A 23,990-nucleotide genomic window follows, 5' to 3' on the forward strand; every position below is an offset into this window, starting at 1 on the left:
AATTATCGGGTTGGAGCGCTGGATGGCGATGTTCAAACGCAGCACTACGTCTGCGAAAGGTTTTGATTGGGCCGGCCTCGGCTGGATGTTCCTGTTCTTCTGGTATTTCTCGGGCATTACCCAACTGCTGATCCAACTGACCGGCACCTCCGGCTTCAGCGGTTTCCGCCAGGCATTTTTCATGAGCGCCCTGTGGCTGGCGCCGATGCTGTTGTTCCCGCGGCGCGCGCGCCTGGTGGCAGGCTTGATTGGCGTGGTGCTGTGGGCCTGTTCCATGGCCAGCCTGGGTTATTTCTTCATCTACCAGCAGGAATTCTCCCAAAGCGTCATCTTCATCATGTTCGAGTCGAACATCTCTGAAGCGGGCGAGTACGCCACCCAATACTTTGCCTGGTGGATCGTGCTGGCGTTCATTGCTCACACCGCCATGGCCGTTTTCCTGTGGACCCGCGTACGCCCGGTGTACCTGCCGCGCGGCCAGGCCATGCTGGCGGCTGCCGCAATCGTGATTGCCATCGTCGGTTACCCGCTGGTCAAGCAGATCGCCAAGAGCGAGACCATGGAACTGGCCATCGACCGCTTTGAAACCCGCATCGAGCCGGCAGTGCCATGGCAGATGATCGTCGCCTACCGCCGCTACACCGAACAACTGGATAACATGCAAGGCATGCTCACCAGCGCCAGCAAGATCCCGCCCTTGACCAACCTCAAAGACAGCATGGCCGGCCAGCCGTCGACCCTGGTGCTGGTGATCGGCGAGTCCACCAACCGCCAGCGCATGAGCCTGTATGGCTACCCGCGCAACACCACGCCGGAGCTGGACAAGCTGCGGGACCAACTCGCGGTGTTCGACAACGTCATCACCCCGCGCCCGTACACCATCGAGGCGCTGCAACAGGTGCTGACCTTCGCCGACGAAGAAAACCCGGACCTGTACCTCAAGACGCCGTCCATCGTCAGCGTGATGAAGCAGGCCGGCTACAAGACCTTCTGGATCACCAACCAGCAGACCATGACCAAGCGCAACACCATGCTCACGACCTTTTCCGAACAGGCCGACGAGCAGGTGTACCTGAACAACAACCGTAACCAGAATGCGCGCCAGTACGACGGCGATGTGCTGGAGCCTTTTGCCAAAGCGATGTCCGACACCGCCGAGCGCAAATTCATCGTGGTGCACCTGCTGGGTACCCACATGAGCTACCAGTACCGCTACCCGCCGACCTTCGACAAGTTCACCGACCGCCAAGGCGTGCCCGACGCGATCAGCGACGCGCAGCTGCCGACCTACAACAGCTACGACAACGCAGTGCTGTACAACGACTTCGTGGTGTCGAGCCTGATCAAGGACTATGCCAAGACTGACCCCAACGGCTTCCTGCTGTACCTGTCCGACCACGGTGAAGACGTGTTCGACTCGGCCGGCCACACCACCCTGGGCCGCAACGAAGGCAAGCCGACGGCGCCGATGTACACCATTCCGTTCATGGCCTACGCATCGCCCAAGTGGCGTGAAAGCCATGACTGGAGTTTTGCCGGTGACTTGCAGCGTCCCTACACCAGCTCGCAGCTGATCCATACCTGGGCCGACATGGCAGGGTTGAGCTTCGATGAACTGGACCACAGCAAGAGCCTGGTCAGCGACAGCTTCAAGCCCCGGCCGCGGCTGATTGGCGATCCGTATGCACGCCAGCAAAAACCGCTGATTGATTTCAGCCTGATCAAGTCCAAGCAAACCGACGCCGCCAACGTGGTCCTCAAGTAGCTTGAATCCCCCGGGTTTCATCCGCGCAATGCGGTGAAACCCGACTTGGCCGCCAGCGCCAAGATAATAATTATTCTCGTTTATCGCTAAAGTTCCCCGCCTCCTTTCGTCTTTGAGCCAATGGCATTTTTCATAGACGACAAGGAGTTCGCCGCGATGTTCGCGCCTATTACCCGTTCCATGACCTTGACCCTGGGCCTCTTCAGCGTGGTGCTGAGCCCGGACCTGCTGGCTGAAAACGACCCCGATCAGGAATCGCATGCGCCGGCCAAAGCCCTGGAACTGGGCAGCACCCGCATCACCGCCGACAGCCTTGGCGCCAACACCGAACACACCGGTGCCTACACCACAGGCTCAATGAGCACCGCCACCAAGTTGAACCTGTCCATCAAGGAAACCCCACAATCGGTCTCGGTGATCACCCGCCAACAGATGGACGACTTCAACCTCAACACCCTGACCGAAGTGATGCGCCAGACCACCGGCGTGGTGGTGCAGCACCTGGACTCCGACCGGGTGGACTACTCCTCACGCGGCTACGGCATCACCAATTTCCAGATTGACGGCATGCTCAACACCTTCGGCCGCATGAAGTCCGATGCCGACACCATCATCTACGACCGGGTCGAAGTGGTACGCGGCGCCACCGGCCTGACCACCGGCGCCGGTGATCCGTCGGCCACGGTCAACATGGTACGCAAACGCCCGACCGCCCAGTGGCAGGCCAAGACGGGTGTCAGCGGCGCCTCCCATGACAATTACTACAGCTACCTCGACGTTAGCGGCCCCCTGGCATTTGACGGGCGCCTGCGCGGCCGTACGGTGCTTGCCTACCGGGACAGCCAGTCCTATCGCGACAACTACGCACTGCAACGGGAAGTCGGCTACGGCATCCTCGAAGGCGACCTCACCGACGACACGTTGCTGGCGGTGGGCTTTGATTATCAGAACAAGCACGTGCAGGGCACCGCGTGGGGCACCTTGCCCTACTGGAACAGCGACGGCAGCAAAGCCAAGCTGCCCCGCTCCGCCAACATCGCGGCTCATTGGAGTTCCTGGCCGCTGAAAGACGAAACCACCTTCGCCACCCTCGACCACCGACTGGCCGGTGATTGGCACCTGAAGGCGGCCTACACCCACCGCGAAAGCGACACAGACGGCAAGGTTTACTACGGCGGCTCAGGCTTTCCCAACGCCGACCGCAGCGGCATGACAGCCTGGACCAGCCACATGCTCGGCACGTCGAAAATGGATGTGGTGGACTTGAACCTGGCTGGCTCCTATTCCCTGCTGGGTCGTGAGCACGAATTGATGGTGGGTTACGGCGAGTCCGAACAGCGCGATTCTTCGCCACACCTGCGCGACGGTCCGGTACCGAAGAATTACACCAGCATCGACGACTGGAAACACATGGGCGGGATCGGCAAATTCCCCGACTCCAATACCGGCCTCAAGGGCGAACAAGGCAGCACCCGGCAAAAGGCCGGCTACCTGGCCACCCGCCTGAGCCTGACTGACCGCTTGCATGCTGTATTGGGCAGCCGTTATGGCAGTTGGGAGATCGAGAGCACCACGTACAACTACGATCAGGACACCGACCAGTTCCTCGGCACCTCAAAATCCAGCCAGACCCACAACGACATGTGGACGCCCTACGCCGGCCTGCTCTACGACTTGACCCCGGAGTACACCGTCTACGCCAGCTACACCGATATCTTCAACCCGCAAGAGCAGCGTGACGCCGGCAAGCAATACCTGGAGCCGGTGGTGGGCAGCAACTATGAAGTGGGCATCAAGGGCAGCCTGCTGGAAGAACGCCTGAACCTGGCGGCCGCGTATTTCTGGAGCAAGCAGGACAACGTCGCGGAACTGGACAGTTCGACGCCACCGGATCCAGATACCGGCGAGCAGTTCTTCGCGTCGGGCGGCAAAGGCAACAAAGTGCAGGGCTTCGAGATAGAGGTTTCCGGAGAGGTTCGCCCCGACTGGAACCTGACCGCAGGCTACACCTACACCCACTCCCTCAACGGCGACAAGCAGCGCAATAACACCCACCTGCCGCTGAACCTGCTCCGGGTGTCCACGGCCTATCGCCTGCCCGGCGAATGGCATGCGCTGACAGTAGGCGGCGCGGTGAATTGGCAGAGTGATTTCTACGACTTTGCCTATCGCCCCGTGGGCAGGGACTCCAGTGGAACGTTGATCAGGGAGCAGGCCCGTATCACTCAGCAGGCCTATACCGTGGTCAACCTGATGTCCCGCTATGAGTTCGATGACCACTTGTCAGCATCAATTAATATCAACAACCTATTTGATAAAAAATATTACGAGCGTGTCGGCTTTTATAACGGCGTGTATTGGGGAGACCCGCGCTCCATCAGCCTTGCATTGGATTGGAGGCTCTGAATTCATCATTGCGAAAGAGTGGAAGTTAACGAAATCGTTAACTTTCGGTCAGCGCGAGGTTAACCCTTACTTAATATCATTGGCTCACAGTCTCCCCATCCCGCCGCTGATGACAACGCGCGGACCCAACACACTTACTGAGACACTGCCATGAAATTTTCGACTGTTATCCTTGCCGGCCTGATGACCATGACTTCCGTAGCCGCCTTTGCAGAAGGCGGATCAGAGCGCTCGAAGGAGTTCTACAACAACTTCACCTTCGTTCAGGAACAGACTCACGGTGCTGCCCAGCAAACCGCAATGGCTGACGGCAAGACTGCAAAACCTGCCACTGCCGATCAAACTACCACGACCCCTAACACCTGATTTACCCGTAACACCCTGTGCTATTCCGCTCTGATAGCTAAGGTTTATTTGGCGCCACTTGCTGGCGCCTTTTTTCCTTTAATTAAATAAACATTAATTAAAGCGGTTTACTCCAAAACAACATGCGGCCATGCTCTGCATCAAATACCGCATCGCCGAATCCAAACTTTCGATAAGCCGACTGCGCCACGCCATTGCCTTCAAGCACCTCGAGGGTGATCTTGCAGCAGCCGCGCTGACGAGCAATTTCCTCGACCTTTTGCAGCATCTTCTGACTCAACCCCAGGCCGCGAAATTTATCCATCACCACCACGTCGTGCACGTTGACCAGCGGACGGCAAGCAAAGGTGGAAAACCCTTCAAAGCAGTTCACCAGACCCGCCGGCGTGCCGCCGACAAAGGCCAGCACGCTGAACGCATGGGCACGCTTGGCCAACTCCGCCGGCAGTTGCTGCAAACGGTCGGCCGGCAAGCTTTGGCCACCGCCCATGGGATCTTCGGCGTAATGATTGAGCACCAGGCCAATGGCCTCGGCGTGTACCGGATTGGTGTAGCTGGCTTGCAGCACCAGGATGTCTGCGGTGTCCATTTCCTTCCTCGTTAACGGTGCAACAGGGACTCGGTCCCCATAAAAGGGCTCGATTGTAAGCATGGAGCAGGCATTAGATGAAGGAGATTAACTACATTTACCCGCGTGAAAGCGCGCCAGGCTCGCCAAACCGCGCCAGCTGCATCTCCTGCAGGCGGCTCAGAGTGCGGCGAAATGGAAACTCCAGGTAACCCTCGGTATAGAGGCTTTCTAGGGGTACCTTGGCCTCGATATACAGCGGCACCTTGCGGTCGTAGCACTCGTCCACCAGGGCGATGAACCGCCGGACGCTGTCGTCATGCACCGACAGTTCCGGCAGCTCCCGATCACCGGCGTCCACCCGTTCGGCAGCGTCTTCGGTGCCACGGGCGATTCGTCCCGGACGCTTTTGTGCGCTTAGATTCGGCACCTCGCCGAGCAAAATGGCCTTGAACCGATCACACAGCAGCATGAAATCCATGGCGGCCAACGGCTGTTCGCATAGATCGGCATAACGACACCACAGCACCGTCTCACTGGACTGCACCGCCACGATGGAGCGGTAGCCGACCGCAACCGGCGCGCTGCTCACCGCCTGCCCATGGCTCAACTGGCGAAACACCTCGGCCAACGCGTCGGGCTGATCAACCCAGTAACGCTGCAGCGCGGCCCCTGGATGCAGGCGATGATCTTCCCCGCCATCCACTGCCACCACCCGCATATGCCGTTTGATGGCCTCGATTCCCGGCAGGAAACGATCGCGATTGAAGCCATCGGCGTACAGCTGGTCCGGTGGCTGGTTGGACGTGCAGACCATCACCACGCCTTCCTCGAACATCACCTGGAACAGCCGGCCGAGAATGATCGCGTCACCAATGTCATTGACGAACAGCTCATCAAAACATAGCACCCGCACTTCCCGGCTCAGTTCACGGGCCAGGGCCTGCAAGGGGTCGTGGGTGCCCGTCAGTTGGAACGAGCGCTGGTGCACCCAGCCCATGAAGTGATGAAAATGCTGGCGCCGCGCTGGAACTCGCAGGCTTTGGTAGAACTGGTCCATCAGCCAGGTCTTACCCCGACCGACCGGGCCCCACAGGTACACCCCGGTGATAGGCCCATGCCCGTGATGCAGGGCCTGATGGCAGTCTTGCAGGGCTTGCACCGCCTCACGCTGGGCGTCGTCGGGGACGAAACCCTGTTCGGTGATGGCGTGCTGGTAGGCGGCGAGTGGCGAGTCGAAAGTCATGCTCGGCAGTATGCCATGACGGCTACAGGGAAATATCCAATCGGGAAATCTTGCCTTGCTCGTTGAGGCGGAAGGTATAGCGCAGCTCCAGTGGGCTGCCGGGAAAGCTGCCGGTGATCAGGTTGCTGACCAGCACCTTGCCGGTGCGGTGCTGCACATTCAGCACCTGGACCTTGGGCTGGTAGCGGCGCCCGGTGTCTTCCATCCAACGCGCAATGGCGGCGGTACCGACCTGGTGCTCGCCTTCATCGAACACGTTGGCATCTTCGGCAAAACAGTCGGCGACCAAGGATGTGTCGCCGGCATTCGCAGCGGCAATGTAGGTCGCAATCGCCGGGGCCAGCTCGGGGGTGGGTTGGGACATGGTGACAGCTCCTTGTTAGTGATTTATGGAGCCATGCTAAAGCAGCGTTGTGTCAGTTCTTGTCAGGAGTGAACGGCCCGGATTCGTTCTGTTCCATCAGCTTGCGCCAGCCCCGTAGCCAGTCGCTGCGCCGCCCCGGATAACGCTCGCCGTGAAGGCTGGCGGCGGCCACGCGGTCGGTACGGAAGGTGCGATAGGCCCCACGCAATTCGCACCACGCGACGATCACCCGCACTTCGTTGAGAAAGCCCAGGGCAAGGGGCCAGATCAGGCGCTGGCTGGCGGTCTGGCTGGCATCGGCGTAATCGATGTGCAGCTTGGCCTGGCCGCGAATGGCCTCGCGAAACACATTCAACGGCACGCGGTTTTCCGGGTAGCCGAACCCTTGCGGGCCCGGCAGCAAGGTGGGATTGCGCAACGCTTCCTGGGCCGCCGGGTCGAGTACATCAGCAATCTTCGCGAGGGCATTGGCCGCCGCCTGGCTCAGTACGTCATCACCGCGCTGATCGACATACCGCAAGCCCAGCACGATGGCTTCGGTCTCGTCGGCGTTGAGCATCAGCGGCGGCAGGAACAGACCCGCACGCAGCACATAACCCACGCCCGCCTCGCCATAGATCGGCGCGCCCAACGCCGTCAGCTCGGCGATGTCGCGGTACAGCGTACGTTCGGAAATCTCCAATTCCGCCGCCAGCACGGCGGCCGTCACGGGGCGCTTCTTACTCCGCAGGACTTGCAACAAGGTCAGCAGACGACTGGTACGCGACACGTTGATCACGCTCGAAAAAAGGAAGGTGGCGAAGCTTAGCAGAGGCCTCTGTCAGAAAGTGTCAGGAGCAGACGCCCTGCCTTTCAACGGCAAAAAAAGCCGCTTGACGAAAAATATGACTCACATCATATTAAATAGATGTTGCAAAACATTTAAATCAAACCACAGCGTCAGGAGTTCTCGTATGCGCAATAAAGTCTTTGGCCGTCGCAGCGGCCTGCGGGTTTCAGAGCTGGCCCTGGGTACCGCCAACTTCGGTACAGGCTGGGGCCACGGCGCCGAGCGCGAAGAATCCAAGCGGATTTACGACGGCTACCTTGAGGCCGGCGGTAATTTCCTCGATACCGCCAACGGCTACCAGTTCGGCCAATCGGAAGTGCTGCTCGGCGAGTTTATTGCGTCGGAACGCGACCGCCTGGTGATCGCCAGCAAGTACACCTTGCGCACCCAGCCTCAGGACGAAGGCACCCTCAAGCTCGGCAATAACCGCAAGAACATGGTGCGCGCCGTCGAAGAAAGCCTGAAACGCCTGAACACCGATCACATCGACCTGTTCTGGGCGCATATCAGCGACAACGTCACGCCGATGGAAGAGATCCTGCGGGGGTTTGATGACCTGGTGCGCGCCGGCAAGATCCACTACGCCGGGCTGTCCAACTTCCCTGCCTGGCGCATTGCCCGCGCCGACCTGCTCGCCGAAGTGCGCGGCTTTGCGCCGCTGGTAGCGATCCAGACCGAATACAGCCTGGCCGAGCGCACCGCCGACCGTGAGCTGCTGCCCATGGCCGAAGCCCTGGGGCTGGCCGCCACGTTGTGGTCACCGCTGGGGGTGGTTTTCTCACCGGAAAATATCGCAACAGCCAGGACGATACCCGCGCCAGCAAGTTGGGGATTCTGGTTCACACGGAAAAAAGTGCTCGGGAAACGGCAGTGCTCGACACCTTGCTGGCCGTCGCTGGTGAACTGGACGCCACGCCGACGCACATCGCCATCGCCTGGCTGCGGGAAAAAGCCCGTCGCTCCACCACCGCGCTGATTCCGATTCTGGGCCCGCGCACACGCGAACAGCTGGATGGCACCCTGGGCGCGTTGAGTGTGCAACTCTCGGCTGAGCAAGTGGCCCGCCTGGACGCTGCCAGCGCGATACCGCTGGGGGTGCCCCACGAGATGATCGCGGAGCGTTTCCCGCGCTATACCGACGAAGACGCTCTAGACCTGCGCTGGCCGCCGGTTATCTAAAAACACTTGCTCCCGCTGGACCAGGCTGGCGCTCCAGTGCGTAGCGCTCCCAAGATTTTGGGGCCGCTACGCAGCCCAGCGGGAGCAAGCTCCCTCGCCACATAAGCAGTGCTCAGCCTTGAGAAAACGGCGGTCTCAGTTACGCAAGGCTCTTGCTCACCACCTCAAACACATCGCTGGACAGCTCGCCCGAGGCGCGAATCCGCTCCAGCTCACCTTTCATCAACGCCTGCCGCGCGCCGTCGTACTTGCGCCAGCGGGTCAACGGCGCCAACTGCCGCGAAGCGATCTGCGGATTGAAGCCGTTCAACTGGATCACCAGGTCTGCCAGGAACCGATAACCCGAACCGTCCGCCGCGTGGAAGTTGATCAGGTTCTGCCCGGCAAACGCGCCCACCAGTGCCCGCACCTTGTTCGGGTTCTTGATGTTGAACGCCGGGTGCTGCATCAATGCCTTGACCCGCTCCAGCGCGCCCGGCAAACCACTGCCCGCCTGCACGCTGAACCACTGGTCCATGACCAGCGGGTTGTCCTTGAAGTTCTCGGCAAACACCGCGAGGGCCTTGGCCTTCTCTTCTTCGAACGGCGAGTTGACCAGCACCGCCAAGGCCGTCAGGCGCTCGGTCATGTTGTCGCACGCGTCGAACTGCTCAAGGGTCGCCGCCAGCACTTCCGGCTTGCCGCTGAGCATCAGGTACGACAGCGCGATGTTCTGCAAGGCGCGACGGGCGAAGTGTTCCGCCTCGGCCACGTACGGGGTTTTCTTCGACAGGTCGCGATTGGCCTGGTAGCGCAGCCACAAACCTTCGAACAGGTGATCCGCCAGTTGCTTGCGGGCGAACTCCCGGGCCACGTGGATGGCCTCGACGTCCGCCACTTCGCTGATTTCAGTCAGGTAGGCTTCGCTCGGCAGCGACAGCATCTCGGCGACCATCGCCTGGTCCAGGCTTTCATCACTCAACACGCTGCGCAGTGCGGTGATCAGGCGTTGATCCAGCACCAGTGCCTTGCCCTGCTGATGTTGGGCGATCAGCTCCTGCAACACCTGCACCGACAGTTGCTGGCCGGCGTCCCAGCGATTGAATCCATCGCTGTCGTGCTGCATCAGGAACATCAACTGGTCGCGGTTGTACGGGAAGCTCAGTTTCACCGGTGCCGAGAAGCCACGCAGCAGAGACGGCAGCGGGTGTTCGACAATATCTACAAAGGTAAAGGTCTGTTCGGCTTCGGTCACCGAGATCACCCGGGACGTGGCGCCCGCAACGGCTTCACCGGCCAGGCGCAAGGCGATACCCGCGCCCTTGCCGTCCAGCAGGCCCAGTTCAACCGGAATCACGAACGGCAGTTTCTCTACTTTGTCCGGGGTTGCCGGGCAGCTTTGACGGAAGGTCAGGCTGTAGGTTTTAGCCGCCGCGTCGTAGGACTCGCTCACCGCCAGGCGTGGTGTACCGGCTTGGCTGTACCAGCGCTTGAACTGGGTCAGGTCGGCGCCGTTGGCGTCTTCCATGGCCTTGATAAAGTCGTCGCAGGTCACAGCCTGACCGTCGTGGCGTTCGAAGTACAGGTCGCTGCCCTTGCGGAAGCCTTCGGCGCCGAGCAAGGTCTGGATCATGCGGACCACTTCCGAGCCCTTTTCGTACACGGTCAGGGTGTAGAAGTTGGAGATTTCGATAAAGCCGTCCGGGCGTACCGCGTGGGCCATCGGCCCAGCATCTTCGGCGAACTGGTGCGTGCGCAGGTAGGCCACGTCCTGGATACGCTTGACGGTGGCCGAGTTCATGTCGGCAGAGAACTGCGAATCACGGAACACCGTGAAACCTTCCTTCAGCGACAGCTGGAACCAGTCGCGGCAGGTCACGCGGTTGCCCGACCAGTTGTGGAAATACTCGTGGGCGACGATCGCCTCGACACGCTGGTGCGCGGCGTCGGTGGCGGTTTCGGCGCGGGCCAGCACCGCGCTGGAGTTGAAGATGTTGAGGCCCTTGTTCTCCATGGCGCCCATGTTGAAGTCGTTGACCGCGACGATCATGAAAATATCGAGGTCGTACTCGCGGCCATAGGCTTCTTCGTCCCAGCGCATGGACTTCTTCAGGCTGTTCATGGCGTGCTGGCACTTGTCGATGTTTTCCGGCTCGACATAGATGCGCAGCGCCACGGTGCGCTCGGTCATGGTGGTGAAGGTGTCTTCGACGCACCACAAATCACCGGCCACCAGTGCGAACAGGTAAGCCGGTTTCTTGAATGGGTCTTCCCAGGTCGCCCAGTGCCGGCCGTCTTCGCCAGGGCCGGAAGCAATCGGGTTGCCGTTGGACAGCAGCACCGGGTAGCTGTGCTGCTCGGCGATCACCGTGGTGGTGAACACGCTCATCACGTCCGGGCGGTCGAGGTAATAAGTGATCTTGCGGAAACCTTCGGCCTCGCACTGGGTGCAGAACATGCCGCCGGATTTGTACAGGCCTTCCAGGGCGGTGTTGGTTTCCGGGTGGATCTTCACCGTGGTGTCGAGGGTGAAGGTTGCGCTGGTGGGGTGCACGGTCAGGTGGCTGTCGCTCAACTGGTAGTCGGCGTCGGTCAGTTCCTGGTCAGCCAGGTTTACCGACAGCAGCTCCAACTGCTGCCCGTCCAGCACCAGCGGGGGCAGGCCGGCGCCGCGCTCGGGGTTGCGGCGCATCACCAGCTGCGCGTGGACCAGGCTATGGTCCTCGAACAACTCGAAGGTCAGGTGCGTCTCGTCGATCAGGTAGTCCGGCGCCTGATAGTCCTTCAGGTAAATCATCTTCGGCTGTTCGGTGCGCATGTCTGTCGTCCTTCTACTGATGCACGGCGAGCTGGTAGGCCGTGTATTTACGAATGTTGATCACGCCGGTATCGAAGATCAGGTATTGGCCCTTGATCCCCATCAGCGTGCCTTCGGCAATCGGGTTCTTGTCCAGGTTGAAGCTGACAATCTTGGTCGGATACTGCTCGATCGGGTAGCGGATTTGGATCGGTTCGATGTCGGTCACCGGTTGGATGGCCTGCAAGCCAAAGCGTTCCTGCAAACCGAGCATGCCTTCGGCACAGCTGGCGAACAGTTCGTCGCGCACCTGCGCAAGGTCGACTGCCGGGGCGTCGCCCTTGAGCAGCGCGCGCCAGTTGGTCTTGTCGGCCACCTGGCTGCGGAACAGATCTTCGACGAAGCCCGACTGCTGGCGCGTGGCAACCCGCATGATCGGCAGCGCCTGGCTGGCGCCCTGGTCGAGCCAGCGGGTCGGCAGCTGGCTGGCGCGAGTGATGCCGACCTTGATCCCCGACGAATTCGCCAGGTACACCACGTGGTCGGTCATGCAGAATTTTTCACCCCAGGCCGGATCGCGGCAGGTGCCTGCGTCGTAATGGCAGCGCTCGGGGCTCATGATGCACAGGTCGCACTGGGCCAGTTTGGTCATGCACGGGTAGCAGTAACCCTGGCTGAAACTGGTCTTGGTCTTGCGACCGCAATGGGTGCAATGGATCGCACCGAGGTATTCCAGGCGCACGGTGGTGCCGATCAACGGGTTGACCGGCACCTCGATGTCGCCCAGGCGAAACGCGTATTGAACGGTCGGCTCACCCAACTGCGCCGACATCTTGCTGACTGCACCACGGCCAATCTCAATCAATGGATGGCATCCGACTTGAACAGGATGTTCGGCACCGGCGCCGACTTCGAGGCGCATTCCTGCGGGCCCATGTAGCCGGTGCGCTGGTCTTCCGGCAGGTTCTGCAGTTCCCAGGCGATCACCGCCTGCAACGACAGTTCACGCTGCTCGGCGGTGAGCTTGCGGCCATCGGACCACTTGCCGATTTCCACGGCGAGCTTAAGGCTCTCGTAGATGTCCGGGGTGATGTTTTCGATCATTTCGACAAAAGAGGACATAAGACTCTTCCTTAACTAAATAGGAGACATTTTGCGGCGGCTGTACAAGCCACCCAACAAACCGGTCAGGCAACCCATCACCAGGCCACCCACGTGGGCCGCGTTGGCGATTTCGCCGAAACCGATCATCGAAACCAGGCCCGACAGGCACAGCACCAACCACACCAGCATCATCACCAACACCCCGCGAGGCAGGCGATACGCCGGGTTCGGCGACAACAACTGATAGATCCAGCAATGCCCGAGCAAGCCGTACAGCACCCCGGACAACCCGCCAAACAGGCCGGGACCACCAAAATAGTATTGAGCGTAGTTCGACACCAGGCTGAACAACAGGGTCAGGCCCAGTAGGTTGATACTGCCCTGGCGCAACTCGATACGCCGTCCCAGTTCCCAGTACCACATGCCGTTCATGGCCAGGTGCAGGATGCCGAAATGGATCAGCATCGGCGTGACCAAGCGCCACCACTGCCCTGATGCGAGACTGTCGGCCAGCGGCGTGAAGTGCAGGTACTCACCCGACACGCTGAACGGCAGGAACGTCAGCCAGCTCATGGCTTGCAGGTTATCCCCCAGCAACGTAACGGCGCCGACGATGATGCTCAGCAGCAGGATAAGTCCGGTCACCGGGCTGTGGCGCAACTGCTGGACAAACCCGGGACGTTTGGCCGTCGCCGCCTGCTCGGGAATGTCCAATTGCTGGTCCGGGTCACCGGCCGGAAAGCGTTGGTACAAGACCTTCACATCTTCGCTGATGGAATCGGGCACCCACAGCACCTGTTCCCCGGCTTCTTCGCTGACGCGGTGGGGCACTTGCATGCGTTGCAGAAGCTTGACGAAACCACTCAAATCCACTGCCAGCGGCAGGCGTAATACAGCCACGGTACTCATGTAATAACCTCAGGGCGCTCGACATCGACCCAAACAAATTTACGCGGGTCCAGGCGGGTCTCCTGATCCAGCCGGTAAGCCACCAACTTGCCGTACAGCACCGCGCTGTAGTCCAGGCAGGCCAGGTTCGGGCGGATCGGCGCCGGTTTGCCACTGCGCCAGTAGTGACCGACGAACAGCAACGGCTCGTCGACGCCGTAGCGCAGCAGGGAATTCTTTTCAGTGGACGACAGCGGCGTGGCAGCCACCGGTTCCGGCAGCGCATCAGGCTGGAACACGATATCGCCGTAGGTTTTCGGGTCGTCTTCCCAGAACTTGGTACGGAAGAACGAGCGCGTCAGGCCGTCGCCGCCGGTCAGGGTCAGGCCGTCCGGCAGGCGCATGTCGGTGCCGCGCAGCAGGCGGTCGAAGGCGTTGCTGGCGAAACTGCCGGGCACGGCGGCGGCTTGCAGGAAGTGCTGGTCGATGCAGCCGTCCGGGAAATGCGCGCGCAGGGGTTCGATAAAGCCGTTGTCCCAGCAAGCGTGCACCACGCGGAATCGTCCGGCATCGATAAACAGCGGCATGTCGTAGAACCAGCCGAGGAAGTCGTGCCAGTCTGCCGGGTGCTGCTCGAACTGGGTCAGGGTTTCATGGATCAAGCGCGCATGGCGTGGCGTGTGCTCGCGCACGAACTGCTTGCCGCTGCCGGGGGGTGCGGGGGTGCTCCAGCCCAGGGCGTTGAACTCATGGTTGCCCATGATGCACAGCGCCTGGCCGGCCTCAGTCATGTCGTGGACGATATGCAGCGCCTCGCGAATGCGCGGGCCACGGTCGATGATATCGCCGAGGAACACGGCCATTCGCGACGGATGCCGCCAGGTGCCGCCCTGCTTGTGGTAACCCAACCGGTCGAGCAAGTGCTCAAGGGTATGAGCGCAACCGTGCACGTCACCAATCAGGTCGTAGCTACGCGCGGGATCGAGCATCAGTCGCCTCCACCCCCCAAGCGGCTGCCCCAGCCCAGCTTGGTACGGCACACTTCGTAGTAGTTGTGGTCCAGCGGGTGGATCAACCGCAACTTCTGTGCCTTTTTGCTCACGGTGATGGTGTCACCGGGGGCGCAGGTGAAATGGTTCTGCCCGTCGCAGGAGACTTGCGGGTAGATCTGCATGTCTTTGGACACCACGATTTTCAACTCACTGTTGCCGTCGACCACGATAGGTCTGCTGGACAACATATGGGGGTACATCGGCACGATCACAATGGCATCCAGCTTGGGATGCATGATCGGCCCGCCGGCCGACAGCGCGTAGGCCGTGGAGCCGGTCGGCGTGGCGACGATCAGGCCGTCGGCCTTCTGGCTGCACACGAACTGGCCGTCGATGTACAGCTCGAACTCGATCATCCGCGTCGACTTGCCGGGGTGCAGCACCACGTCATTGAGGGCGTCACCCTGGCCGATGGCTTCGCCATGGCGGCGCACTTCGGCTTGCAGCAGGAAGCGGTTTTCCACCAGGTAATGGCCGTCCAGCACCTTGGCCACTTCGACTTCCAGCTCGTCGGGGCGAATATCGGTGAGGAATCCCAGGCTCCCGCGGTTGATCCCCAGCACCGGCACGTTATGCCGCGCCAGCGCACGGGCGGCGCCCAACAGGCTGCCGTCGCCGCCTACCACGATCACCATGTCGCAGACTTCACCGAGCATCTTGCGCGACGAGGTTTGCAGGCCGTGGCCGGGGAGGATTTCAGCGATGGTGTCTTCGAGGATCACATGCAGGTGGCGCTCGAGCAGAAACTTTTTCAGCCGGCGGACGGTGTCCAGCACCTGGGTACTGCCCAGGCGACCGATAATGCCGATATTGCGAAATTGCTCCATGGGGCTCCTGCGGGGTTCGGGTTCTGGCAAAAAAGAACGATTATGGGCGAAAGCCGGCGTTACACAAAATCCTTTGTCGCCGCAAACCCCAGACGACAACGGTTCTCAGCCCCCTTCCCGGCTGTAAAAGGCTATGCTCGGACCATGACTCTGTTCCCTGATTTACAGCACCTGCCCCGCCAACTGCGTCACCCCGAGGTGCGCGACCTCGCGTGGGTGATGCTCGCCCCGCCGATGCTTGAGCAGACACCCTGGCCGCAACGCCACCCATTGACCGGCAGCGACTGGGTGCAGGCCCCGCATTTGCTGGAACACTGGCTGCGCCAGCTGGACAAGGACAGCAGCGCCTTGCTGCATTGGCTGAGCCAGGCACGTACCCGTCGGCTGGGGCTGTATTACGAACGGCTGTGGCAATTCGCCGTGCAGCATGCGCCGGGCGTGGAATTGCTGGCGGCCAACCTGCCGATCCGCCAGGCCGGGCATACCCTGGGCGAGCTGGACATGCTGCTGCGTGACCGTGATGGTGTGCATCACCTGGAACTGGCGATCAAACTTTATCTCGGGCCCCAGGACGGCGACGGCCGGGACACCGCGCAATGGCTGGGCCCGGGCTGTCATGACCGGCTCGACCGCAAGCTGGCCCATCTGGCGCAGCATCAATTGCCGATTTCCGCACGGCCGGAAAGCCGCGAAATACTGGCGGCGCTGGATATCCAGAGATTTGATGCCCATTTGTGGCTGGGCGGGTATTTGCTCTACCCATGGCCTGGCATGGCGCAAGCGCCGGTGGGCGCGCATCCGCAGCACCTGAATGGCCGCTGGCTGCATCAGCGTGATTGGTCGAGGTTTATCGAGCAAAGCCCCGCCGGTCGCTGGCAACCGCTACCCCGCCATGCATGGCTGGCGCCGGCGCACTACCCGGCGGATGAAGCTTGGGATGCGGCCCGGATGCGAGACTGGCTCACCGAACTGGACCCCATGGCGCCCGCGCAGTTGCTGGTGCGCCTGATGGAAAACAGCGAAGGCGAATGGGAAGAAGCCGAACGACTCTTCCTGGTGGCGGATCTGTGGCCGAACGTACCCGGCACCCCCGTAGCAGCTGTCGAGCGCCAGCGAGGCTGCGTCGGCAGCACCGCAATTGCCGAGTCATCCTCCATTACCGAGTCGCGCCCGACGCAGCCTCGCTGACGCTCGACAGCTGCTACGGACGGATTTGCGGGGGGGCTTACAGGTGATCGATGTGCCGATAATCCACCTGCAGCCCGGTAGCCAGCGCTTTCGCGCGGCCCAGGCGGATCGGGCCGCGCTCGATGTCCACCAGCAAGCCCGGGCAGTCCAGCTGCGGCAGCCCTGCCACATCCTTCAGCCGCCCATCGGTGATCACCAGCAACCGCTGCTGCTCCACCGGGTAACGTTTGCGACGAGCCGCCAACCAGTGCCCCGCTTCGTTCAGCGCTGCCAACAATGGCGTGCCACCACCTGCACCGAGGCCATCAAGCCACCGACCCAGCCCTTTCGCCGCCTTTAATCCCTGCACCTGCCACTTTGGCGATTGCCCGCTCACGGCGAGCAACGCCATGCGCGCCCGCTGTCGATAGGCATCGTCGAACAGTTGGGCCAGTAATCCCTTGGCATCGCTCAGCGCCTGATGCCGCCGGGTGGACGCCGAAGCATCGACAATCACCAGCCACAGTTCATGGGGCGTGCGGCTGCGCAGTTGATACAACAGATCTTCACGACGCTGCGGCCGCCCGCCGAGCAAGGTACCCGGCCAGTTGATCGAACCTTCGGCCGCGCTGCGCGCCTGGCCTCGCCGGCCCTTGTCCAGTCGACCCGCCTTGGGCCGCGCATCCGCCCCCGCTGGAAGCCTGGGGCGGATGCCTAGGGCTTTTTGGCCAGGTGGGCACGTCCCGGCGAGCACCCGTCGTCAGCGCAGGCGCGGGCATGTCGCCCCATTGGCCCTGGCCTTCTGTTGAATCATTGGGCTCGGCTGATTGACCGCCTGCAGGCGGAGTAGCAGGCGGTGATTGCTCCTGGCGCCGGTGACGCAGGGCAAATTCCGCAACGGCTTCGATATCTTCCTCGCCGATGACCGTCGCACCCCGCCAGGCCGCATGGGCACGGGCGCCGCGCAGCCAGACCAGGTCGGCGCGCAAGCCATCGACCCCAGCGGCAAAGCAGCGCTCGGTGATCTGCGCCAGCGCCTGGTCATCCAGCGGAATGCTATCCAGTAAAGCCCGCGCCTGAGTGCAGCGCTCACGCAACGCGGCCTGCTGATCGGCCCAGTGCCCGCAGAAGCCCTGAGGGTCGCTGTCAAAATCCAGCCGGCGACGAATGATCTGCCCCCGCTCAGCCGGCTGGGTGTGCCCGCTCAGCGCTACGTTGAAACCAAACCGGTCGAGCAATTGCGGGCGCAACTCGCCCTCTTCCGGGTTCATGGTGCCAATCAGCACGAAGCGCGCCGAATGCCGGTGGGAAATGCCGTCGCGCTCGATCAGGTTGGTGCCGCTGGCGGCCACGTCCAGCAGCAGGTCCACCAGGTGATCGGGCAGCAAATTGACTTCATCGACGTAGAGCACACCGCCGTCGGCCTTGGCCAGTACGCCGGGGGAAAACTGTGCGCGGCCTTCGCCGAGCGCCGCGTCCAGATCAAGGGTGCCCACCAGACGCTCTTCGGTGGCGCCCAACGGCAGCGTAACGAACTGGCCGCTGGCGAGCAGGTCCGCCAGACCACGGGCCAGGGTGGACTTGGCCATGCCGCGCGGGCCTTCAATCAGCACGCCGCCGATTTTTGGGTCGATGGCAGTCAGGCACAGGGCCAGTTTCAAGTCGTCGGCACCGACAACGGCGGACAGCGGGAAATGCGGGAGGTCGGTCATCAACTGCCTTCTTCTATATCCAACAACAGGTTTTCCAACGCTTCGCGGTACGCCCCGGGCTCCTGCCACATGCCACGCTGCTGGGCTTCGAGCATGCGCTCGGTCATGTCCCGCAGGGCATCCGGGTTGTGCTGCCGCACAAAGGCGCGGGTGTCCGGGTCCAGCAAATAGGCGTCCGCCAGCAACGCGTATTGATGATCGTCGATCAGCGCCGTGGTGGCGTCGAACGCAAACAGATTGTCCACGGTCGCGGCCATCTCGAACGCGCCTTTGTAGCCGTGGCGCTTCACCCCTTCGATCCACTTCGGGTTGGCCGCCCGGGCACGAATCACCCGGTTCAGCTCTTCCTTCAGCGTGCGGATCTTCGGCAGGTCCGGCTGGCTGTGGTCACCATGATAACTGGCGGCCTTGTCGCCGCTCAGGGTTTCCACGGCGGCGAGCATGCCGCCCTGGAATTGGTAGTAGTCATTGGAGTCGAGCAGGTCATGCTCGCGGTTGTCCTGGTTCTGCAACACCGCCTGCACCTGGCTCAAGCGCTGGGCAAACTGTTCACGGGCGGCGGTGCCTTCATCGGAGCCGCCATAGGCGTAGCCGCCCCAGTTCAGGTAAACCTCGGCCAGGTCTTCGCGGCTCTGCCACAAACGCCCGTCAATCGCGCCCTGCACGCCGGCGCCGTAGGCCCCGGGCTTGGCGCCGAAGATCCGCCAACCGGCCTGTTTCGCCGCCGCTTCCTCGTCCAGGCCCGACAGGCGCAACGCTTCGCGCTCGCTGCGCACCTTGGCGGCCAGTGGGTTCAGGTCGTCGGGCTCGTCCAGCGCCGCCACGGCTTGCACCGCCGCGTCGAACAGCCGGATCAGGTTGGCGAACGCATCGCGGAAGAACCCCGACACGCGCAAGGTCACATCCACCCGTGGCCGGTCCAGCAGACTGATGGGCAGGATTTCAAAGTCATCCACCCGCTGGCTGCCCGTGGCCCATACCGGGCGCACGCCCATCAGTGCCATGGCCTGGGCAATGTCGTCGCCGCCGGTGCGCATGGTGGCAGTGCCCCACACCGACAGGCCGAGCTGGCGCAAGTGGTCGCCATGATCCTGCAGGTGACGCTCAAGAATCAGGTTCGCCGACTGGAAGCCGATGCGCCAAGCGGTGGTAGTGGGCAGGTTGCGCACATCCACCGAGAAAAAATTGCGACCGGTAGGCAACACGTCCAGGCGGCCCCGGCTCGGCGCACCGCTGGGCCCGGCCGGGACGAACCGCCCGCTCAATGCATCCAGCAACCCGCGCATTTCCGCCGGGCCGCAAGCATCCAGGCGGGGCGCGACGACGATGCGCAGGCTCTCGATCACCGACTTGACGTCTTCCCAGCCGGGCTCTTCAAGCTGTTCCACCGCACCTTCCAGCGCCTGCTCGATCAGGCGCGCGGCATACAGCTCCAAGCGTTCACGGGTGTCGCCGGCGGTACGCCACAATTGCGTGTCGATATCCTGCAACACCAATGGACGACGCCCGGTCCACGGCTCGGCCAAGGCGCAATCCAGCGGATCGAAACCCAGCTCGAAAGCCTTGGCCAATACCCGCAGCAGACTCGATTGCGGCCCGCGCCCATCGCCACGCGGAATACGCAGCAAGGCCAGCAAGGTGTCGATGCGCAACCGGCCCTCGGGCGACTCACCAAAGATGTGCAGGCCATCGCGAATCTGCGACTCCTTCAAGTCACACAGGTAAGTGTCCAGGCGCGGCAGCCAGATCGCCGCGTCGGCGTCGCTGTCGAGGTTCTCGTCCAGGGCCAATTCCTGGTCGATACGGGTTTCCCGCACCAGCTTGAGGATGTCCTTTTGCAGCTCGCGGGCCCGTCGAGGGTCGAGGAGTTGTGCTTCGTAATACTCGTCGGCCAGCAGCTCCAGGTCGCGCAACGGCCCGTAGGTTTCGGCCCGGGTCAGCGGCGGCATCAGGTGATCGATGATCACCGCCTGGGTACGGCGCTTGGCCTGGGCGCCCTCGCCCGGGTCGTTGACGATAAACGGGTAGATATTCGGCAACGGCCCCAGCAATGCGTCCGGCCAGCAATTTTCGGAAAGCCCGACGCCCTTGCCCGGCAGCCACTCCAGGTTGCCGTGCTTGCCGACGTGGATCACGCCGTGGGCGCCGTAGGTCTGGCGCAACCAGAAGTAGAACGCCAGGTAACCGTGGGGCGGCACCAGGTCCGGGTCGTGATAAACGGCACTGGCGTCGACCTGGTAACCCCGGGCCGGCTGGATGCCGACGAAGGTCAGGCCGAAACGCAGGCCGGCAATCATCATGCGGCCGTCGCGGAACATCGGATCGGTATGAGGTGTGCCCCAGCGTGCCAAAACCGCTTGGCGGTTAGACTCGGGCAAGCGGTTGAACATCGCTTCGTAGTCGTCGAGCGCCAGGCTTTGGTGACACGGACGCAGGTCGAGGCTGTCCAGGTCGTTGCTGACACCGCCCAACAGTTCCTGGATCAGCGCCGTGCCGCTTTCCGGCAGGACGTCCGGCAGCGGATAACCTTCAGTCTTTAATGCGCGCAAGATGTTCAGCGCAGCGGCTGGGGTGTCGAGCCCCACACCATTGCCGATACGCCCATCCCGGGTCGGGTAGTTGGCGAGGATCAGCGCGATGCGTTTTTCGCCATTCGGTACCCGCGCCAGTTCCACCCAACGCCGCGCCAGTTCGGCGACGAAGTCCATGCGTTCCGGCTGCGCGCGATAGCACACCACATCCGACTGGCTGCGCTCGCTGCGCCAGGCCAGGTCTTTGAAGCTGATGGGCCGGCTGATGATGCGCCCGTCCAGTTCCGGCAACGCGATGTGCATCGCCAGGTCACGTGGGCCGAGGCCTTGCTCGCTGGCCTGCCAGCCGGGCTCGTTGTCCTGGGCGCAAATCGCCTGGATCACCGGGATATTGCGGCGAAACGGCCGCAGGTGCGGGGCTTCGGGGCTGGATTGGGCAAAGCCGGTGGTGTTCAGAATCACCGAGGCGTGCACCTCGTCCAGCAAGTCCTCGACCACCGTCAGGCAGCCGGGTTCTTTCAAACTGGCCACCGCCATCGGCAACGGGTTAAGACCCGCCGCCTGCAAGCGTTGGCAAAACACATCGATAAAGCCGGTGTTGGCCGCCTGCAAATGCGAGCGGTAGAACAGCACCGCCGCCACCGGAAAATCAGCTTGCCAATCGGCCTGCCAATCGTTGAGACGGGCATTGGCTTTGTGCGGGTGATAAATCGCCGTGCGCGGCAGGGTTTGCGGCTCGCTCCAGGCGTAATCGCGGCCAAGATAGCCCGCAGCCAGGCAGCGATAGAAATCCAGCGCATTACCCAAGCCACCCTGGCGCAGGAAGTGCCAGAGCCGGTCACGCTCCTCGGCACCCACGGTGCTGAGACCGCTGAGTTCCGGGTCCGGGCGATCATCCCCCGGCACCAGAATCAGTTGCACTCCACGCTCGGCCAATTCCACCAAGCGCTCGATACCGTAGCGCCAATAACCGATGCCGCCGTGCAGCGAAATCAGGATGACCTTGGCGTGACGCAGTACCTCATCCACATACAGGTCGACCGAGGCATGGTTCTGCACCTGCATCGGGTTGGCCAGCCGCAGGCTCGGGTAATCCTCGGGCAACTGCTGGGCCGCTTCGGCCAGCAACGCCAGGCTGGAATCACCGCTGCACAGGATTACCAGCTCGGCGGGAGTCTGTCCAAGGTCGGCGATGTTGTCATCCGAAACGAAACCGCCGGGCTGGGTCCTGAGCAGGTGCATGGGTTAAACGCTGAGGGCGGCGCGCAGTTGCGCTTCAAGCAAGACGGCGTCCAGTTCCTGGCCGATCAGCACCAGGTGCGTGGCGCGGAGCTCATCGGCGCGCCAGGCGCGGTCGAAGTGCTTGTCAAAACGGGTGCCCACGCCCTGGATCAGCAGGCGCATCGGTTTGTTCGGGATCGCCGCAAAGCCCTTGACCCGCAGGATGCCGTGCTTGACCACCAGTTGGGTCAGGGCGTCCAGCAGCAGGCTTTCGTCAGCCTGGGGCAGTTCGATGGAGATGGAATCGAAGGCGTCGTGATCGTGGTCGTCTTCACCTTCGTGATGATGATCGTGATGGCTGTGGCGACCGTCGATATGTTCTTCGGAGCCCGCACCCAGGCCGATCAACACGTCCAGCGGCAGGCGACCGCTGCTGGCTTCGATGATTTTGACCGCTGGCGGCAGTTCTTCAGCCACTTCCAGGCGCACACGGGCCAGGTCTTCAGGGCTGATCAGGTCGGACTTGTTGAGGATCACCAGGTCGGCGCTGGCCAGTTGGTCGGCGAACAGCTCGTGCAGCGGCGATTCATGGTCCAGGTTCGGGTCGAGCTTGCGCTGGGCGTCGACCTGGTCCGGGAAGGCGGCGAACGTGCCGGCGGCCACGGCCGGGCTGTCGACCACGGTGATCACGGCGTCAACGGTGCAGGCACTGCGGATTTCCGGCCACTGGAACGCCTGGACCAAGGGTTTTGGCAGGGCCAGGCCCGAGGTTTCGATGAGGATATGGTCGAGGTCGCCGCGACGGGCCACCAGTTCGCGCATCACCGGGAAGAACTCTTCCTGGACCGTGCAGCACAGGCAGCCATTGGCCAATTCGTAGACGCGGCCGTTGGCTTCTTCTTCGGTGCAGCCGATGGAACATTGCTTGAGGATTTCACCGTCAATGCCCAGCTCGCCGAACTCGTTGACGATCACCGCGATGCGGCGCCCCTGGGCGTTATCCAGCATGTGGCGCAGCAAGGTGGTCTTGCCCGAGCCGAGGAAGCCGGTAACGATGGTGACGGGGAGTTTGGCCAGTGTTTTCATCGGATGCCCTTTGGGGCGGGCATACGGGACGAGTGGCCCTGCGCGGGTGCGCAGAAGCAGAATTCGCCACCGGATCACCCCGCCCGGTTGAAGTAGAAAATCGGTTGCGAGGCAGGTCTCCTGGCTTGGGGCTTGCCGGCGGTGAGGCCGGCGCTGGCTGCGCCTTCCCGCCTTGTTCAGGCAGTGGCGTGGCAGTCAGATAAACCCTTTACAGTTGCGGGGGCAGCCGCGGCATTGACCGCGTTCCCTTCTTAGCTTCGGCTTGGGCCGAAGAACCTCGAAGGTGCAAGGCTACGCAGTGAGCGGGGACGGGTCAATGTCCGAGCGTTTGGCACTAAGCAGCGCCAGGCGCTCCAGCATGCCTTCGCTCGCCGCCGGCCCGGCCTGAACGCTGCATTGCTCGACGGACACGCGCACACCGTCGGCGTCCACCACCGCCACTTCCACCGGGCGCCGGGTTTCCCGGTCAACCAATTGCAGGCTTTCACCTTCGTTGGCGAAATGGCGGTTGCCCCAACCGACGAACGCCATGATCACCACCCGGAAATCCTCGCCGACCGGCGTCGGCACGTACTCGAAACGTGGCGGCCGCTCGCTGTATTGCCGGCGCTCCAACAGCCCCGCGTCCACCAGGCTGTTGAGCCGGCGAGTCAGCATGTTCGGAGCGATTCCCAGGCTCTGTGAAAACTCGTCAAAGCGCCGCAAACCTTGCAGCGCGTCGCGCATGATCAGGATGCTCCACCACTCGCCTACCCGTTCCACTCCACGGGCTACCGGGCATTCGGCATTCACCAGCGACTTACGTTGCATTGCAGTTCCTCTATGGGGCGGCCCCGGAAATTTAAGCTATCGAATGTTACTTTCATAATGATAGCTTCGTCCATGCAATGCTACCAACCTGAA

Annotated in this window: 18 protein-coding genes, 2 pseudogenes and 1 riboswitch; of the genes and pseudogenes, 5 read left to right on the top strand and 15 right to left on the bottom strand. The window is 62.2% G+C overall.

Going from position 1 to position 23,990, the window contains the following annotated elements; all coding sequences use genetic code 11:
- The first annotated feature begins 22 nt into the window (after nt 1–22).
- The 3 genes from JFU58_RS08535 to JFU58_RS08545 all read left to right on the top strand — a co-directional run bounded on the left by JFU58_RS08535 (nt 23) and on the right by JFU58_RS08545 (nt 4,537).
- Nucleotides 23–1,765, top strand: coding sequence for a phosphoethanolamine transferase CptA (locus JFU58_RS08535; RefSeq protein WP_201140255.1), 1,743 nt, complete (start codon nt 23–25; stop codon nt 1,763–1,765).
- A 156-nt stretch (nt 1,766–1,921) separates the two neighbouring features.
- Nucleotides 1,922–4,171 (top strand): TonB-dependent siderophore receptor, encoded by a 2,250-nt coding sequence (locus JFU58_RS08540; protein WP_201140257.1) that lies wholly within the window; start codon nt 1,922–1,924, stop codon nt 4,169–4,171.
- A 150-nt stretch (nt 4,172–4,321) separates the two neighbouring features.
- Nucleotides 4,322–4,537 carry a hypothetical protein gene (locus JFU58_RS08545; RefSeq protein WP_201140259.1) on the top strand — a complete coding sequence of 72 codons (216 nt, stop codon included), beginning with the start codon at nt 4,322–4,324 and terminating at the stop codon, nt 4,535–4,537.
- A 97-nt stretch (nt 4,538–4,634) separates the two neighbouring features.
- Here the strand turns inward: JFU58_RS08545 and JFU58_RS08550 are convergent, their stop codons facing one another.
- The 4 genes from JFU58_RS08550 to JFU58_RS08565 form a co-directional block, all read right to left on the bottom strand.
- Complete coding sequence (locus tag JFU58_RS08550) at nt 4,635–5,126, bottom strand: GNAT family N-acetyltransferase (RefSeq protein WP_063029491.1); 492 nt, start codon at nt 5,124–5,126, stop codon at nt 4,635–4,637.
- 97 nt (nt 5,127–5,223) lie between these two features.
- Complete coding sequence (gene zapE, locus JFU58_RS08555; RefSeq protein ID WP_201140261.1) at nt 5,224–6,351, bottom strand: cell division protein ZapE; 1,128 nt, start codon at nt 6,349–6,351, stop codon at nt 5,224–5,226.
- A 22-nt stretch (nt 6,352–6,373) separates the two neighbouring features.
- A complete protein-coding gene (locus JFU58_RS08560) occupies nt 6,374–6,715 on the bottom strand; it encodes a nuclear transport factor 2 family protein (protein ID WP_063029487.1) in 342 nt (113 codons plus the stop codon).
- Nucleotides 6,716–6,767: 52 nt separating this feature from the next.
- On the bottom strand, nt 6,768–7,484 hold the full coding sequence (locus tag JFU58_RS08565) for an HTH domain-containing protein (RefSeq protein ID WP_201140263.1): 717 nt from the start codon (nt 7,482–7,484) through the stop codon (nt 6,768–6,770).
- 184 nt (nt 7,485–7,668) lie between these two features.
- Between JFU58_RS08565 and JFU58_RS08570 the strand changes: the two are divergent.
- Nucleotides 7,669–8,723, top strand: a pseudogene (locus JFU58_RS08570) (aldo/keto reductase).
- A 139-nt stretch (nt 8,724–8,862) separates the two neighbouring features.
- Here JFU58_RS08570 and pepN read toward each other — a convergent pair.
- The 6 genes from pepN to JFU58_RS08600 are packed head-to-tail and all read right to left on the bottom strand — an operon-like array spanning nt 8,863 to nt 15,370.
- Nucleotides 8,863–11,520, bottom strand: coding sequence for an aminopeptidase N (gene pepN, locus JFU58_RS08575; RefSeq protein ID WP_201140265.1), 2,658 nt, complete (start codon nt 11,518–11,520; stop codon nt 8,863–8,865).
- Between the two features lie 13 nt (nt 11,521–11,533).
- On the bottom strand, nt 11,534–12,364 hold the full coding sequence (locus JFU58_RS08580; RefSeq protein ID WP_093209274.1) for a DUF2797 domain-containing protein: 831 nt from the start codon (nt 12,362–12,364) through the stop codon (nt 11,534–11,536).
- Nucleotides 12,361–12,621, bottom strand: coding sequence for a YeaC family protein (locus tag JFU58_RS08585; RefSeq protein WP_003217900.1), 261 nt, complete (start codon nt 12,619–12,621; stop codon nt 12,361–12,363). Before JFU58_RS08585 ends, JFU58_RS08580 begins: the two co-directional genes overlap by 4 nt.
- A gap of 15 nt (nt 12,622–12,636) precedes the next feature.
- Nucleotides 12,637–13,512, bottom strand: coding sequence for a rhomboid family intramembrane serine protease (locus JFU58_RS08590; RefSeq protein WP_063029480.1), 876 nt, complete (start codon nt 13,510–13,512; stop codon nt 12,637–12,639).
- The gene (locus JFU58_RS08595; protein ID WP_201140379.1) at nt 13,509–14,483 is read right to left on the bottom strand and encodes a metallophosphoesterase; all 975 of its coding nucleotides are present in this window, start codon (nt 14,481–14,483) and stop codon (nt 13,509–13,511) included. Before JFU58_RS08595 ends, JFU58_RS08590 begins: the two co-directional genes overlap by 4 nt.
- Nucleotides 14,480–15,370, bottom strand: a complete 891-nt coding sequence (locus tag JFU58_RS08600) for an NAD(+) kinase (protein WP_003217892.1) — start codon at nt 15,368–15,370, stop codon at nt 14,480–14,482. The genes JFU58_RS08595 and JFU58_RS08600 overlap by 4 nt, the downstream gene beginning before the upstream one ends.
- Before the next feature lie 144 nt (nt 15,371–15,514).
- Between JFU58_RS08600 and JFU58_RS08605 the strand changes: the two genes are divergently transcribed.
- The gene (locus JFU58_RS08605; RefSeq protein WP_201140267.1) at nt 15,515–16,558 is read left to right on the top strand and encodes a DUF1853 family protein; all 1,044 of its coding nucleotides are present in this window, start codon (nt 15,515–15,517) and stop codon (nt 16,556–16,558) included.
- Nucleotides 16,559–16,595: 37 nt separating this feature from the next.
- Here the strand turns inward: JFU58_RS08605 and JFU58_RS08610 are convergent, their stop codons facing one another.
- The 5 genes and pseudogenes from JFU58_RS08610 to JFU58_RS08630 form a co-directional block, all read right to left on the bottom strand.
- On the bottom strand, nt 16,596–17,198 hold the full coding sequence (locus tag JFU58_RS08610) for a vWA domain-containing protein (protein ID WP_063033953.1): 603 nt from the start codon (nt 17,196–17,198) through the stop codon (nt 16,596–16,598).
- Nucleotides 17,199–17,253: 55 nt separating this feature from the next.
- Nucleotides 17,254–18,249: pseudogene (locus JFU58_RS08615) on the bottom strand (ATP-binding protein); the annotation flags it as partial.
- The gene (cobN, locus tag JFU58_RS08620; protein WP_201140269.1) at nt 18,249–22,022 is read right to left on the bottom strand and encodes a cobaltochelatase subunit CobN; all 3,774 of its coding nucleotides are present in this window, start codon (nt 22,020–22,022) and stop codon (nt 18,249–18,251) included. The gene cobN and the pseudogene JFU58_RS08615, both read right to left, overlap by 1 nt.
- Before the next feature lie 3 nt (nt 22,023–22,025).
- Nucleotides 22,026–23,087: a cobalamin biosynthesis protein CobW gene (cobW, locus tag JFU58_RS08625; protein WP_201140271.1), complete on the bottom strand. Its 1,062-nt coding sequence runs from the start codon at nt 23,085–23,087 to the stop codon at nt 22,026–22,028.
- Nucleotides 23,088–23,180: 93 nt separating this feature from the next.
- Nucleotides 23,181–23,382, bottom strand: a riboswitch (cobalamin riboswitch).
- On the bottom strand, nt 23,379–23,897 hold the full coding sequence (locus JFU58_RS08630; RefSeq protein WP_201140273.1) for a winged helix-turn-helix transcriptional regulator: 519 nt from the start codon (nt 23,895–23,897) through the stop codon (nt 23,379–23,381). (Overlaps the previous riboswitch by 4 nt.)
- Between the last annotated feature and the right edge of the window lie 93 nt (nt 23,898–23,990).

Origin of the sequence: Pseudomonas sp. TH34 (assembly GCF_016650865.1) — a bacterium.
GTDB lineage: Bacteria > Pseudomonadota > Gammaproteobacteria > Pseudomonadales > Pseudomonadaceae > Aquipseudomonas > Aquipseudomonas yamanorum.

What these genes read in the sequence shown, in the direction of transcription:
- JFU58_RS08590 (WP_063029480.1), bottom strand. Translation starts at nt 13,512, where the DNA reads ATGAGTACCGTGGCTGTATTACGCCTGCCGCTGGCAGTGGATTTGAGT.
- JFU58_RS08630 (WP_201140273.1), bottom strand. Translation starts at nt 23,897, where the DNA reads ATGCAACGTAAGTCGCTGGTGAATGCCGAATGCCCGGTAGCCCGTGGA.
- zapE (WP_201140261.1), bottom strand. Translation starts at nt 6,351, where the DNA reads ATGACTTTCGACTCGCCACTCGCCGCCTACCAGCACGCCATCACCGAA.
- JFU58_RS08540 (WP_201140257.1), top strand. Translation starts at nt 1,922, where the DNA reads ATGTTCGCGCCTATTACCCGTTCCATGACCTTGACCCTGGGCCTCTTC.
- cobN (WP_201140269.1), bottom strand. Translation starts at nt 22,022, where the DNA reads ATGCACCTGCTCAGGACCCAGCCCGGCGGTTTCGTTTCGGATGACAAC.
- JFU58_RS08605 (WP_201140267.1), top strand. Translation starts at nt 15,515, where the DNA reads ATGACTCTGTTCCCTGATTTACAGCACCTGCCCCGCCAACTGCGTCAC.
- JFU58_RS08535 (WP_201140255.1), top strand. Translation starts at nt 23, where the DNA reads ATGGCGATGTTCAAACGCAGCACTACGTCTGCGAAAGGTTTTGATTGG.
- JFU58_RS08585 (WP_003217900.1), bottom strand. Translation starts at nt 12,621, where the DNA reads ATGTCCTCTTTTGTCGAAATGATCGAAAACATCACCCCGGACATCTAC.
- pepN (WP_201140265.1), bottom strand. Translation starts at nt 11,520, where the DNA reads ATGCGCACCGAACAGCCGAAGATGATTTACCTGAAGGACTATCAGGCG.
- JFU58_RS08560 (WP_063029487.1), bottom strand. Translation starts at nt 6,715, where the DNA reads ATGTCCCAACCCACCCCCGAGCTGGCCCCGGCGATTGCGACCTACATT.
- JFU58_RS08600 (WP_003217892.1), bottom strand. Translation starts at nt 15,370, where the DNA reads ATGGAGCAATTTCGCAATATCGGCATTATCGGTCGCCTGGGCAGTACC.
- JFU58_RS08550 (WP_063029491.1), bottom strand. Translation starts at nt 5,126, where the DNA reads ATGGACACCGCAGACATCCTGGTGCTGCAAGCCAGCTACACCAATCCG.
- cobW (WP_201140271.1), bottom strand. Translation starts at nt 23,087, where the DNA reads ATGAAAACACTGGCCAAACTCCCCGTCACCATCGTTACCGGCTTCCTC.
- JFU58_RS08545 (WP_201140259.1), top strand. Translation starts at nt 4,322, where the DNA reads ATGAAATTTTCGACTGTTATCCTTGCCGGCCTGATGACCATGACTTCC.